Below are 12,914 nucleotides of genomic sequence, written 5' to 3'. Positions count from 1 at the left end.
GGAGCTGGCAAGAGCTAATCCCAAGATACGATAGAAGAAGGGAAGAAAAGCATGAACAAAATCCGTTACCATCGCAGAAAATACACGCAGGGTCATACACCAATCGAAAGGCTGGAGCGATTATCCAAAGAGTTAGGCGGACCGAGTATTTCTATCAAGCGAGACGACATGCTTGGCTTGACAGCAGGTGGAAACAAGACGCGAAAGCTGGAATATCTGGTGGCGGAGGCAATCGAGCAAGGGGCAGATACGTTGATTACATGCGGAGCTGTCCAATCCAATCACTGTCGGTTGACACTTTCGGCGGCAGTTCGCGAAGGTCTGCACTGCCAGCTCGTGCTGTCCGCGCCTGAGACGGGGGACTACCAACCGCAGGCGAGTGGCAATCATCTGTTGTTTCACTTGCTCGGAGCAGAAAAAATCGAGGTCATTCCCGCAGAGGCAGATTTGCTTGCAGCTATGGAAGAGCTTGCTGAAAGTCTGCGAAAACAAGGAAGAAAACCATATTTGATCCCTGTAGGAGGCTCCAACGAAGTCGGGTCCTTGGGATACATGGCGTGTGCGGAAGAAATCGAGCAACAGGCTTGGGAAACGATGACTCCGTACGATTATGTCGTGACGGCAACGGGAAGCGGCGGTACCCAAGCAGGCTTACTTGCGGGATTTATGGCGCGTCAGTCTAGCACAAAAGTAATCGGGATCAATGTCAGCCGCGATCGGGCTGCACAGGAAGCAAAGGTGATGGGGTTACTGCACAGTACAGCTGCACTGATCGGTTTGAAAGGGGACATACGAGCAGAAGCTGTGCTCTGCGACGACAGGTTTGTCGGGCCAGGCTATGCGCTTCCGACGGATGGCATGATCGAGGCCGTTCAGCTGGTTGCTCGGACAGAGGGAATTTTGCTAGATCCAGTCTATACCGGAAAGGCGATGGCAGGCTTGATTGGCTTGATTCGCGAAGGGCATTTTAACAAGAGTGATCACGTATTGTTCCTGCATACGGGTGGTTCCCCTGCACTCTATACGGTTCCACAGTTGTTTTTGCCGTAAAAAGACAGGCAGGGGTAGCGATGACGTACATTTCCGTTCAGAGCTACCCTTGCCTGTTCAATTATTTGTTCAGAATACCTAAATATTCGCTCCATGGCCCTACATCAGCCGTGTACCTTTTTGCCATGACCCGTACGATTTGCGCCTTATGCGTTAAATCGTGAACGACCCACGTAGAGAGCAATTCTCGTACTTTTACGACGCCAAATGCAGGATGGAGTCCGGTTAATTCCAGATGCTTTTCCGGTTCCACGAGCGTTCGCAGCCTGGCTATGTTTTGGGCTCGAAGCGTTTTGAAGTCCAGCAGCTTTTGCTCGAACGGTCTAACCGAGTTGTCCTGTAAGTGAGCGTACCGTTCAAATGGAGGAAACGGTTTCCTCTCTCCCTCTTGCAGAATGATCTCCAGACGTGGGAGCCAATTCGTTTTCTCAGCTTCAATAAGGTGTTCGATCACTTCGGTGGCATTCCAGGTGCCGTCGCCTTCGTTGTGCAGCAACCACCCATCCGATAAGCCTGTTAACAAGGATTCCAACGTTTGTGACGTACGCTCTAGAACCTCAATCGCTTCATCCAGATTAAAATTCATGGTACGACTCCTTTCGGTAGGGAATCCGGAGTTATTCGCCTTTTACCAACGTCATCCCTTCCTATTTGTTTGGAGAAGGGTGGATTTGTTTGTGTGATAGAGATCACAGATCATGTCTGGATCTTTCGTCAATCTTTTTACATCCGCTGGCTTTCATTGGCAAAAAAAAGAACCTGTGACATACTGGAGCTATCACGGTCATCGGAGGAAATCAACATGGTAGATGTGGTTGCATGTGGGGAGCTATTGATTGATTTTACACCTGTACAGCAGAAGGAAAAACCGGGCAGCATTGCATTTGAGCAAAACCCTGGAGGAGCGCCTGCCAATGTACTTGCCGCTCTGTCGCGCTTTGGGAAACGGACTTCCTTTATCGGTGCGGTAGGAAACGATGTGTTTGGACGTTTTTTGCAGCAGACCTTAATCCGACTGAATATTGGCACAGAAGGGCTCGTACTCACGGAGGAAGCGCCTACGACATTGGCTTTTGTTCATCTCGATGAGACAGGTGATCGTTCTTTTCACTTTTACCGCAATCCGGGTGCGGACATGATGCTGCGGGAGCAAGACGTGAACGAGGCGCTGATTGCTCAGGCAGCGATTTTTCATTTCGGTACGCTGTCCTTGACGCATGAGCCAACCCGATCAGCAACCTGGAAAGCAGTCGAGTACGCCCAAAAGCATCAGCGGCTCCTTTCATTTGACCCGAATATTCGAGCGTCCTTGTGGGAGGATCTGGAGGAAGCGAAGGCGTTGGCCCTCAAAGGAATGGCGCAGGCCGATATCGTCAAGCTGTCCGAGGAAGAACTGGCTTTTCTCATGGGGAGCGAGGATGTCGTGGAAGCGACAGCGAGGATGCTTGGGCAATATGATCTGCAAGCTGTTTTTGTCACGTTGGGGGAAAAGGGGTGTTTTTACCGCACACGAAATCATTTTGGCACAGTCGGTGGCTTTCCAGTAACCGCGATCGATACGACTGGCGCAGGAGACGCGTTTGTGGGCGGGCTGCTCTATCAGCTTCTTGAGGTGGGGGAAAGTATGCTGGATATCCCACAAGCCACGATAGAGGACATGGTGCGCTTTGCGAATGCCGCAGGTGCGCTCACGACAACGAGATTAGGTGCCATTCCCTCCATGCCTACGCTGTCCGAGGTAAAAAGCTTCATGGAAGCAGCACGGTAGGAGGGAAAAATCATGATTTTTGTGGAAGTCATCCTGCCCGTCCTGCTCATTTTTCTTAGCGGCTATATTTTGCAGCGCATTTTCAAAATGGATTTGAAACCGATCTCTTCCCTGGCGATTTACATCTTGTCGACGGCTCTCGTTTTTCGGACATTTTACAAAACACAGCTCGACTTGCAATTATTTTATATCGTGATGATTTCGCTGCTTTTGCTGGCTGCTCTCGTTGTGATCACGCAGCTGACGGCACGCATGTTCAAATACGACAAGCAACAGGAAAGCGCACTGATGCTCGCGACCGCCTTCATGAACAGTGGCAATTACGGTACGCCGATTATTTTGTTTGCCTTTGGGGAGGCCGGCTTTACGTATGCGGTGCAAATCATGGTTTTCCACTCGATCATGATGGGCGTATTCGGTGTGTATTTTGCCTCTCGAGGCGGGAATGGGATGGGGACGGCCATCAAGGCGATCTTCAAGCAGCCGTCCAATTACGCTGTGGTTCTCGCCATTTTGCTACAACAGCTGCAAATCGTCATCCCGCAAAGCTACTACCAGGCGATTGATCTCGTTGCACAGGCGGCGATTCCAGTTGTGATGCTCATCCTGGGCATGCAGCTCGCCAATGTATCGACCAAAGCGCTAGAGTGGCAGGGACTCAGTGCTGCGAGCGTCATTCGGCTAGTGGCGTCACCACTTTTGGCGTACCTCATCTGTCTGTTATTCCCGATTGATCCGCTTCTGCAAAAGGTATTGGTCGTTCTGGCAGCCATGCCTTCTGCCGCCACTACAGCGATCTATGCGATCCAATTCAACATGCGACCGCAATTCGTCTCCAGCAGCGTGTTGGTTACGACAGTGATCAGTATAGGAACAGTAACGTTTTTGCTAAACATTTTGCATTAGTACTGATGTAGACAAGGGAGGATGAGAACATGAACAAGACAGAAGTATTGCGGCTTTTTGACAAAGAGATGAGGGTGGAAATCACCTATCCGCCCCTCCGCCGGGAGGAGACAGAACACCTCGTTCGTCACATCTCACCCACCCCGGATGATTCCGGAGTCGTCTTGTTTTCCAGGCTGTCTGAAGAAAATGCAGAGGAAGTTATCAAGCAGGAACTCGAATATTTCTCAAGTCTACAGCAATCCTTTGAGTGGAAGCTGTTTGACTATGACCAACCGGCTAATTTGCTTGAGAGGCTGAAAGGTCATGGTTTTACAGTTGATGAGGAGGAAGCGACGCTTGTGTTGGAGGTGGCGCAGGCAGAGGAGTTACGAAGCCTTGTCATTCCGCCAGAGATACGGCAAATCACCGACGCGGCGGGCATTGATGATATCATGCACTTGAAGAAGCAGGTATGGGGCAGTGCTAATGAGGAGCTTGCTGCGAGATTAAAACGGGATTTGGCCGAAAATCCTGAGCACCTGCTCGTTTACGCTGCGTACAGTGGCGATCAGGCAGTGAGTGCTGCTTGGATGTACTTGCATGAGAAAACGTCCTTTGGCAGTCTGTGGGGAGGCTCTACTTTACCTGACTTCCGAAGTAAAGGCTATTATACGGCCCTTGTAGCAGTCCGGGTACAAGAAGCACAGAAACGCGGGTATCCGCTATTGATGGTGGATGCGAGTCCGATGAGTCGACCGATTTTGGAGAAAAAAGGCTTTGAATTTCTCGCCTATTCTTATCCTTGTTTTTATGAGTATAAATAGTATCGCGCTAAAGGAAGCTGCCCGTTGTTGTGAGGGGCAGCTTTTGTAGTTGCAGAGATACGTTTATGTAGCGGTTGTAAGAATAGCACTTGAAGCTTACGTAACGTAATGAATTATGCTGTAGATACCGGTAAAAGCCTCGCGCGAAGACGTACGCTAAGCTTAAAAATGGGAGGGAGTTGAAGAGAATGACGAAACAAACACGAATTGGTAAAACAGATTTAGTTGTCAATCCAATCGGACTTGGAACAAGCGCTGTAGGTGGCCACAATATTTACCCGAATTTAAATGAAGAAGTAGGAAAAAATTTGGTGCGGGCTGCGATCAACCATGGAGTAAATTTTTTAGATACAGCGTTTTTTTATGGGACAGGACGTTCAGAGGAGTTAATAGGTGAAGTGATAAAAGAAGCAGGAAAGCGTCATGAACTCATCCTTGCAACAAAAGGTGGCCTTACACTTGTCGGCAATGATGTTACCATGGATAATTCACCTGCTTATTTAAAACAAGCCGTTGAAGATAGTTTGAAAAGGCTACAAACAGATTACATAGATTTATTTTATATTCATGCGCCAGATCAGGATACACCAAAAGATGAGGCGGTTGGAGTCTTAAAGCGCCTAAAGGACGAAGGTAAAATTAGAGCAATTGGCGTTTCTAACTTCTCACTGGAACAATTGAAAGAAGCAAATAAGGATGGGTATGTCGATGTATTACAGGGAAACTACAATTTGCTGCAGCGTGAAGCGGAACAAGAATTTTTTCCATATACGATAGAAAATAACATCTCGTTTATTCCATACTTTCCACTAGCGTCAGGCTTGCTTGCCGGTAAATACAATAAGGATATGACATTCAATGATCTACGCAAAGATATGCCTCACTTCCAGGGCGACAAATTCAAAAAAAATCTAGAAAAGGTAGAGCAGCTCCGTAAAATTGCAAATAAAAAGAATGCCGAAGTTGCCCATATAGTCCTTGCTTGGTATTTCTCACATGATTCAATTGATGTTGTCATTCCCGGAGCACAAAGAGCAGAGCAAATGCTGGATAATTTTAAAACAGTAGACGTCCACCTGACAGAAGAAGAAATCAAAGAAATTGATCGTATTTTTAAATAGGTCTCTGTGGTGCCCTTTTGTATTAGGAGGTTAGCCAGTTGTTACTGGTTGACCTCCTTAGTTACACAACTTTACCATTACTTGTTATACGGTTCACCGTACATGATCCTAGTCTATTGACCCCGTTAGTTGAACGGTTTGGTTGAACTAATTAGTAGATTTTGTTGGTCTAATCGCTTTAATGCGTCATTGACTACTTCTTTTGAAAAGTTTTTCACAATTACCTGATTCTCTATTAAGAAAACATTATCGTCCATGCACCGCTCAATGTAATCCAACAATCCAGCCTTAGTGCAAAGGGAACACCATCTCTTTTCACCTTCACTCAAGGTGACTGTGATCTCAATATGTTCTAAAGATTCTTCACTTGAATCTTGAATCGTATCGTCAAATGCCCAGTTAACTAATACTGGCACACTACTCCCGTCAGGTACGAAATAATACTTTCTAAACCATCTTGCTCGGTTATTGTCACCAACAACCCTTATCTGTTCTTTTACTTCGTCTTCAGCTAAAACTTCGTAATGCTTACCACGTGTCAGAGCGTCAAAATAAAGACCCACATCCTTGCAAATTACGATCGTTCTCTTGTTGTCTGCCACCTTCGTTCACACCACCTGTTTCCCAATGACAAGTTTTGTATATATTTCAGTTAAGTCTTCTTTTAAACGTCACTTATTTATTACGGAGCTCTTCCGCCAAACCGATTAGAAGTCCTTCAATTCCACGAATGTAGCAGAGCCGATACGAGTCCTGGTACTGAACCACTTCTCCGACGAGCTGAGCGCCATACTTAGTGAGTCTGGATACCATTTCGTCAATGTCTTCAACGGTGAACATGACGCGCAGATAACCGAGGGCATTTACAGGAGCAGTTCGGTGATCTGATATAGTAGGCGGGGTGAGAAATCGCGAAAGTTCAAGTCGGCTGTGGCCATCTGGGGTAACCATCATAGCAATCTCTACACATTGTGAACCCAGTCCGGTTACGCGACCAGCCCATTCACCTTCGACAGTAGCGCGCCCTTCGAGCTTCAAGCCAATCTCCTCGAAGAAAGAGATTGCGTCATCAAGGGATTCTACAACGATGCCAACATTGTCCATTCTTAATAATTTGTTATTCGCCATAGTTTTATCTCCTTATGTGTACAAATTTATTCCCTGGTCATCTTCATATTTATTCTATCAAGGATTACCAATTACCCCCCAATGATTAACATTACGACGCCTCGTCAGTGAGATTTTTTGAGGCACAATCAGCACAACCTAGGATTCATTGCTTACGTATAGTAGAATGATACAAAAAAGGGAACAGAAGGTGTAAGCGATGTGCCGAAACATCAAAACCTTATTCAACTTCGACCCACCCGCGACAGAAGATGAGATTCAAGCAGCAGCCCTGCAATTCGTACGAAAGCTTTCGGGCTTCAACACGCCTTCGAAGGCCAATGAAGAGGCTTTTCATCGTGCGGTCCAAGAGGTCTCCGTTGTTGCGAAAAATCTCCTGGATTCGCTCGTGACGAATGCAGACCCACGCAATCGAGAAGTCGAAATCGAGCGAGCTCGCGCAAGAAACGCCAAACGGTTTGGCACGACAGAGTAGTGAGACGCCAAAGATGAACAGACTAGTTAACGGGCAGGCCTTCAGGGTAACTGCCTATTTTTGTTTCCTATATCAGAAATTTCAGTATCTTATCATCTCCTTATGAGATGATTTATCATTTCGTTACTATGTCTCTCTCCTGCAAATTATATTATCGTAGAGTGCAAAGGGGAGAGGATCATCATGGAAAAGGTGAACGTCGCACAACATTTATCACGCTTGCAAGATTCCTGGAGCTCTCTGGTTGTCGGAGAGATGAATGATACGTCTATTAAGCTAGAGAAGCTGCAAGGTGAGTATCCTTGGCAACAAAATGAGCAAAAAGATGAACTGCTGTTTGTCGTCAAAGGCAGACTGCTGCTGATGTACCACGAGCGTAACATATGGGTGGAAGCCGGAGAGTTTATCGTTGTACCAAAGGGAGTGTCCTACAAGCTGTTTATCCCGAATGGCGATTGTCATCTACTGGCGATTGAACCGAAAAAATTTGCTGCTCTCAAGCGCTGCTCCTAAGACGATCAACATAGAAAATCGAGCGCTATTCATTTGTGGATAGCGATGATATAGAGCTGTCAATCGACCGGTCATTTTCGTTGGGCTGGACAATTGGCGGCTTTTTTGCTATTAATATATGTTCAAAAAAGTGTTGACTTATGCGTACTTTGTACTGTAATAAATACAGATGATAGCTCCAACTCTTTACGAGGTGATGAATGTTGGACGACGGCATATATGTATTGATCAAAAAGGGAGACCCCGAACAGCTTCAAAAGCGTCAGTTTCTACATAAGGAAGAGTGTACGATTGGGAGACGGGGCAATCAATTACAGCCAGACATTGCTTTTTCCAGTCCGTATATATCCAGAAGGCATGCAGTGATAAGGAGAATCAATAACCAATATTCCATTTCTGATTTGCAAAGCAAGCATGGGACAGAAGTAAACGGAATGCCAATACAGCAAGCACCCCATTTTCTTTATCATGGCGATCATATTTCGCTGGCCAAAGGCGTGGTCGAAATGATATTTTTCGCAGAGGGTAGCGAGATGGATGTGACGAGGGAGTTCTCATTTCCTTTGATGAATCAAAAAGAAACGACCTCCACTTCCGGCTTGGTCATCAATCTGGAACGAAGGGAAATCCGTCTCGATGGCGCAAGAATCCATTTGACCGGAAAAGATATGGACTTGCTCATGCTTTTGTACCAACGTGCGAATCAGGCGGTCAGCTATGAGGAAATCATGGTACTCGTCTGGCCAGAGCGGTTGCTGAATGCGGTGAGCAGCGTTCCCGATGTTGGACGAGCCGAGATCAACGCTCTCGTGTATCGCTTGCGTAAGCGGCTGGGCAGATATGGCGAGAATGTCACCACAATCCCGCGCTTTGGTTACATGTGGGAAGAATAGTAGGCAGTACGGCAGACACAGGATGCATTTCCTGTGTTTTTTTGCATTTGATGTAACTATCTGACACTTATCATCGTACTATGAGAATAGTCTCATCCTGTCATCATCTTTTTTCCATATATTATGGTATCTGACTGTAATATCGTGTGGTAGGGAAGGTGAATGACTAGTGAAAAAGACATGGATAGTATTTTGGACGGTTTTTGTCGTTGTTCTTTCAGGGTTTTTCTATCTTTTCTGGGACTTTTGGAAGGACACCACGCAGTCGGATGGTGAGAGGGCAAAGGCCGCATTCACAGCGTATACGACAAAATGGAAAGAACAGAAGTTCTCTGACATGTACGAGCAGCTTTCTTTACATACAAAAAAGACTATCAGCAAAGAAGAATTCGTTTCGCGTTACCAAAACATTTACAGAGGAGTCGAGGCCAAAGCGATTGTGGTCGAGCCGATGTACAATGGCGACGTCAAGCCAGGAGAGAATGGGCAGATCAACTTTCATTATCGGCTGACGATGGAAACCTTCGTCGAACCGATTTCTTTTACAGGGAAAGCAACGCTTGTCAAAGAAACGCAGAACGACTTGGAGGACTGGTACATTCATTGGAATCCTACTTTTATTTTTCCCGAAATGAAAGAAGGGGACAAAGTAAGAGCTAATACGGTGTATCCCAGACGAGGCGAAATCACGGATCGGGCAGGGCGTCCATTGGCAACAGAGCGTGTCGTGATAGATGTCGGGATAAATCCGGGAGAATGGAACCAGACGTCACAAACCGGGAGAATGGCGGTCAGTAAGCTCTTGCAAATTCCGTTGGATGACCTCACCTCGAAGGTCCAAGCTACGACAAGCAAGTCGACCAAGTTTATCCGGATCGCCACGCTTCCGCAGGACGACGCACGCATCAAACAATTAGAAAAAACAGAAGGGCTCCAATTGCAAAAAAAGAAAGTCCGCTTCTATCCCTATCAGGACGCGACGGCCCATCTGGTTGGCTATGTAGGAGCGATCAACAAGGAAGAGTACGAGAAGCGAAAGGATCAGGGCTATAAAACGTCAGATATGATTGGAAAATCAGGACTGGAACAGATTTTTGAGGAGAAGCTAAGAGGGAGTGCAGGTGGGCGTATCGTCATCACGGATGCAGATGGAACGGAAAAAAAGACCGTGGTGGAACGTTTGCCCAAGCATGGACAGCCACTGGCATTAACCATAGATGCTGAAGTACAACAGACCATTTACCAGGAGCTGAAAAACGAAGCAGGCACGGCTGCGGCCATCTCACCAAAGACAGGAGAAATACTGGCCCTCGTCAATTCTCCGTCCTTTGATCCGAATGCGTTTGTGCTTGGGATGTCGGCTACAGAATGGAAGCAACTGAACGCAAACCCGCAAAAGCCGCTTCTCAATCGATTCGCGCGCGGGTTTGCGCCGGGCTCCACCTTCAAGCCGATTACGGCAGCGATTGGCCTTGGGTCAGGAGCTATTACCCCTGCGGATAGTATCCACGTCCGCGGACTGCATTGGCAAAAGGATTTGTCCTGGGGTGGATACGAGGTAACGCGGGTCAGCGATTACGGGGGACCTGTCAATTTGGAAAAAGCATTGGTGTACTCCGACAATATTTATTTTGCGAAAGCGGCGCTCTCCATTGGGGAGGAGCCATTCGTGAAAAAGAGCGAGTTGTTTGGATTCCATGAAGCACTTCCGATTCCATATCCACTAGAAAAGTCGAAGCTGTATAACGACGGTTTCAAAAACGAGATTCAATTGGCAGACTCCGGTTACGGTCAGGGCGAGGTAACGATGACGCCGCTTCACCTCGCGTTGGTGTACAGCGCTTTTGCAAATGACGGGAATATCGTGAATCCATCTCTGTTGCAGGGAGACAAAAAAGATGGGTATTGGAAGACGAATGTCATACCTGCCGATGTGGCGAGCACGGTGAAGCAGCATTTGATACAGGTTATGGAAGACCCGCGCGGTACCGGTCGAGGAGCACGCGTCCCTGGTATTCGCATGGCGGGTAAGACTGGAACTGCTGAGCTGAAACAGAAAAAAGGCGAGCTTGGGTTGGAAAACGGATGGTACGCCGTTTTTAATGTAGATGATCCGCGTTTGCTGGTTACCATGATGATAGAGGATGTCCGTGGTAGGGGTGGCAGTCATGTACTCGATGCACGTATCAAACGGATCTTCACGAAGGTACTGAAAAATTAGGGAGAGCAAGTATGAAAGAAGCAAAAAACGATCGTGTGAAACGACTGCAAATCGTATATATCGTCGTATTTCTGATGTTTGTGGGTATCATTTTGAGATTGGCGCAAATTCAAATCCAGCAAGGGAGCATTTATGCAAATGAGCTGGCAGACAGATCGTACAAAAAAGATTACATTCCGGCTATGCGAGGAAACATTTATGACCGCAACGGATATGTCATTGCCGAAAGTCGGCCTTCTCATCTCGCCGTCTTTCGTGAACAAGAGATCATGGAGAAGAAAGCGTACTTTGACCTGGTGGAAAAGCTGGGGAAAATACTGAGTCTCGACAAGGCCACACTGTTAAAAAAGATGGATGTCGGCTATGCCTACGAGAATGGCAAGTACGTGGAAGCGGCACGACAATTGCCGCGCTATTTGGAGAAAGAGCTGAAGGTGGATTTGACGGCTAAAGAAATCGCGGTACTGGGTGAGCATCGTGGCGATCTGCCGGGGATTGAGGTGGTGACAAAACCGATCCGAAAATACGATCCGAAGCAAATCGCTGTCCAGGCGGTTGGATATGTACGGCCCTTTCACATTGCTGAAAATGTGAAGCTCGCCTCCTACAAGGATGAGAGTACGCGGTATTTGCCGAACCAGTTAGTCGGGCTCGATGGGATTGAGCTGTCTTACGAAAACGAGCTTCGCGGGAGCAACGGTTACCGGATGTATGAGGTCGCAGCCAATCAGACGGTTGTGAAGCAAGTGGAGGAAGTTCCTTCCGTCCCGGGCAATCATGTGTATCTCACCATTGATCAGCGGGTACAGCTAGGTATCCGGGATTCGATCCGAGAGTTTCTTCCGAAGCTGCGTGCAACCATCCCTGAGGCGAGGGGGGCAAAGGGAGCGTACGTCGTGGCAGTCGAGGTTAAGACAGGCAAGGTCGTCGCGATGGTCAGCTATCCCGAATACGATCCAAACGTATGGATTGAGGGACCGGATCAAAAAATGTATGACCAGATCAAGCTGGCGGTGACGAATGGAACCATTCGGGAAGCCCCATACAATACACAGCCATTAAAAGGAGAGGCAGCCATCCAGGAGGGCTACAAGCACCCAGGTTCAATTGTGCCATCTGGGTCTGTCATCAAGCCGATTACGGTATTGCTCGGTTTGCAGCAAGGCATTATTACTCCCTCCGATCGTTGGAATGATGGAGGTGTGTATCACTATGGACGTGGTACGGATCGGATTAAGAATGACAGTTCAAAAGCCCATGGCATGATTAGCCCAGCGATTTCCCTGCAAAAGTCATCGAATACATATATGGCGAGAATTGGCGAGGAGCTGTCCCGTCGAAAAGGAAAAGAGTCAGCGTCCGTCCTGCAATCGTACTATCATGCGTTCGGATTAGGCGTTCAGACGGGTGTAGATTTGCCGAATGAAAACAAGGGGAAAGAAGACTATTTAGTGATGAATGAAAACTACGGTCCATTAGCATCGATGGTGCAGGCTTCCTTCGGACAGCAAGTTCGGGCGACGACGATGCAATTGGCACAGTATGCGGCTACACTTGCAAATAAGGGTGTACGTTTGCAGCCGCAGATGGTAGATAAGATCACAGACGCAAAAGGAAACCTGGTGAAAACGTACACGTCAAAAACCATGAGTACCTTTCCTCACCCAGATAAATATTGGGATGTTTTAGAGCAAGGCATGGTGATGGTGACGAAACCGGGGGGAACAGCAGTCCGCGCGTATGCGGGAATGCCGTTTCAGGTAGCAGCAAAAACAGGTACATCTGAACAAGACATTTATGTACCAGTGACGGTGACAGATGAGAAAACAGGACAGAAAAAGACAAAGTGGAAAATGCACGCCCGCATTACGAATGGTGTCAGCATTTCGTATGCGCCTGTCGACGATCCGGTCCTGGCAGTAGCCGTAATCGTTCCTGAGGGTGGTTATGGGGGAAGATCGGCCGCGATCATTTCACGTTCCGTATACGAAGTGTATGACAAGCATATCGGATTGAAATAGCAAGCTGTTCGA

The 12,914-nt window shown here is 47.5% G+C and carries 13 protein-coding genes; 10 read left to right on the top strand and 3 right to left on the bottom strand.

Translation table 11 applies throughout. The features are described from left to right. Positions 1–51 precede the first annotated feature (51 nt). Complete coding sequence (gene cuyA / locus HPY31_RS13490; RefSeq protein ID WP_172141142.1) at positions 52–1,050, top strand: D-cysteate sulfo-lyase; 999 nt, start codon at positions 52–54, stop codon at positions 1,048–1,050. A gap of 61 nt (positions 1,051–1,111) precedes the next feature. On the opposite strand, the gene HPY31_RS13485 is transcribed toward cuyA, so the two are convergent. After that, the gene (locus HPY31_RS13485) at positions 1,112–1,636 is read right to left on the bottom strand and encodes a DinB family protein (RefSeq protein ID WP_172141141.1); all 525 of its coding nucleotides are present in this window, start codon (positions 1,634–1,636) and stop codon (positions 1,112–1,114) included. Positions 1,637–1,852: 216 nt separating this feature from the next. Here HPY31_RS13485 and HPY31_RS13480 point away from each other — a divergent pair, with 216 nt between their 5' ends. From HPY31_RS13480 to HPY31_RS13465, 4 genes are all read left to right on the top strand, one after another. After that, entirely contained in the window at positions 1,853–2,818 is a 966-nt protein-coding gene (locus HPY31_RS13480) for a carbohydrate kinase family protein (protein ID WP_172141140.1), read from the top strand. Between the two features lie 12 nt (positions 2,819–2,830). After that, on the top strand, positions 2,831–3,724 hold the full coding sequence (locus HPY31_RS13475; RefSeq protein ID WP_172141139.1) for an AEC family transporter: 894 nt from the start codon (positions 2,831–2,833) through the stop codon (positions 3,722–3,724). Positions 3,725–3,753: 29 nt separating this feature from the next. Beyond that, on the top strand, positions 3,754–4,530 hold the full coding sequence (locus tag HPY31_RS13470) for a GNAT family N-acetyltransferase (RefSeq protein ID WP_172141138.1): 777 nt from the start codon (positions 3,754–3,756) through the stop codon (positions 4,528–4,530). A 188-nt stretch (positions 4,531–4,718) separates the two neighbouring features. Then, positions 4,719–5,651 (top strand): aldo/keto reductase, encoded by a 933-nt coding sequence (locus HPY31_RS13465; RefSeq protein WP_172141137.1) that lies wholly within the window; start codon positions 4,719–4,721, stop codon positions 5,649–5,651. A gap of 125 nt (positions 5,652–5,776) precedes the next feature. Here the strand turns inward: HPY31_RS13465 and HPY31_RS13460 are convergent, their stop codons facing one another. Continuing rightward, positions 5,777–6,253: a hypothetical protein gene (locus HPY31_RS13460; protein ID WP_172141136.1), complete on the bottom strand. Its 477-nt coding sequence runs from the start codon at positions 6,251–6,253 to the stop codon at positions 5,777–5,779. Positions 6,254–6,326: 73 nt separating this feature from the next. Further along, positions 6,327–6,779 carry a VOC family protein gene (locus HPY31_RS13455; RefSeq protein WP_172141135.1) on the bottom strand — a complete coding sequence of 151 codons (453 nt, stop codon included), beginning with the start codon at positions 6,777–6,779 and terminating at the stop codon, positions 6,327–6,329. A 199-nt stretch (positions 6,780–6,978) separates the two neighbouring features. On the opposite strand from HPY31_RS13455, the gene HPY31_RS13450 reads away from it, so the two are divergent. The 5 genes from HPY31_RS13450 to HPY31_RS13430 all read left to right on the top strand — a co-directional run bounded on the left by HPY31_RS13450 (position 6,979) and on the right by HPY31_RS13430 (position 12,902). After that, positions 6,979–7,254 carry a DUF2277 domain-containing protein gene (locus HPY31_RS13450; protein ID WP_015892925.1) on the top strand — a complete coding sequence of 92 codons (276 nt, stop codon included), beginning with the start codon at positions 6,979–6,981 and terminating at the stop codon, positions 7,252–7,254. A 183-nt stretch (positions 7,255–7,437) separates the two neighbouring features. Then, entirely contained in the window at positions 7,438–7,767 is a 330-nt protein-coding gene (locus HPY31_RS13445) for a cupin domain-containing protein (protein WP_015892924.1), read from the top strand. Between the two features lie 200 nt (positions 7,768–7,967). Then, complete coding sequence (locus HPY31_RS13440) at positions 7,968–8,660, top strand: FHA domain-containing protein (protein WP_172141134.1); 693 nt, start codon at positions 7,968–7,970, stop codon at positions 8,658–8,660. Positions 8,661–8,829: 169 nt separating this feature from the next. Further along, positions 8,830–10,881, top strand: coding sequence for a penicillin-binding transpeptidase domain-containing protein (locus HPY31_RS13435; RefSeq protein WP_172141133.1), 2,052 nt, complete (start codon positions 8,830–8,832; stop codon positions 10,879–10,881). A gap of 11 nt (positions 10,882–10,892) precedes the next feature. Further along, positions 10,893–12,902, top strand: a complete 2,010-nt coding sequence (locus HPY31_RS13430) for a peptidoglycan D,D-transpeptidase FtsI family protein (protein WP_172141132.1) — start codon at positions 10,893–10,895, stop codon at positions 12,900–12,902. Positions 12,903–12,914: the final 12 nt, after the last annotated feature.

The organism is Brevibacillus sp. HB1.3, assembly GCF_013186635.1.
Classification (GTDB): domain Bacteria; phylum Bacillota; class Bacilli; order Brevibacillales; family Brevibacillaceae; genus Brevibacillus; species Brevibacillus brevis_D.
Note: the sequence above shows the minus strand (reverse complement) of the source record. Positions and strands in the feature narration are given on the sequence as shown.

Coding starts and splice junctions, on each gene's coding strand:
- HPY31_RS13440 (WP_172141134.1), top strand. CDS start 7,968: ATGTTGGACGACGGCATATATGTATTGATCAAAAAGGGAGACCCCGAA.
- HPY31_RS13455 (WP_172141135.1), bottom strand. CDS start 6,779: ATGGCGAATAACAAATTATTAAGAATGGACAATGTTGGCATCGTTGTA.
- HPY31_RS13475 (WP_172141139.1), top strand. CDS start 2,831: ATGATTTTTGTGGAAGTCATCCTGCCCGTCCTGCTCATTTTTCTTAGC.
- HPY31_RS13450 (WP_015892925.1), top strand. CDS start 6,979: ATGTGCCGAAACATCAAAACCTTATTCAACTTCGACCCACCCGCGACA.
- HPY31_RS13485 (WP_172141141.1), bottom strand. CDS start 1,636: ATGAATTTTAATCTGGATGAAGCGATTGAGGTTCTAGAGCGTACGTCA.
- HPY31_RS13445 (WP_015892924.1), top strand. CDS start 7,438: ATGGAAAAGGTGAACGTCGCACAACATTTATCACGCTTGCAAGATTCC.
- HPY31_RS13480 (WP_172141140.1), top strand. CDS start 1,853: ATGGTAGATGTGGTTGCATGTGGGGAGCTATTGATTGATTTTACACCT.
- HPY31_RS13470 (WP_172141138.1), top strand. CDS start 3,754: ATGAACAAGACAGAAGTATTGCGGCTTTTTGACAAAGAGATGAGGGTG.
- HPY31_RS13465 (WP_172141137.1), top strand. CDS start 4,719: ATGACGAAACAAACACGAATTGGTAAAACAGATTTAGTTGTCAATCCA.
- HPY31_RS13430 (WP_172141132.1), top strand. CDS start 10,893: ATGAAAGAAGCAAAAAACGATCGTGTGAAACGACTGCAAATCGTATAT.
- cuyA (WP_172141142.1), top strand. CDS start 52: ATGAACAAAATCCGTTACCATCGCAGAAAATACACGCAGGGTCATACA.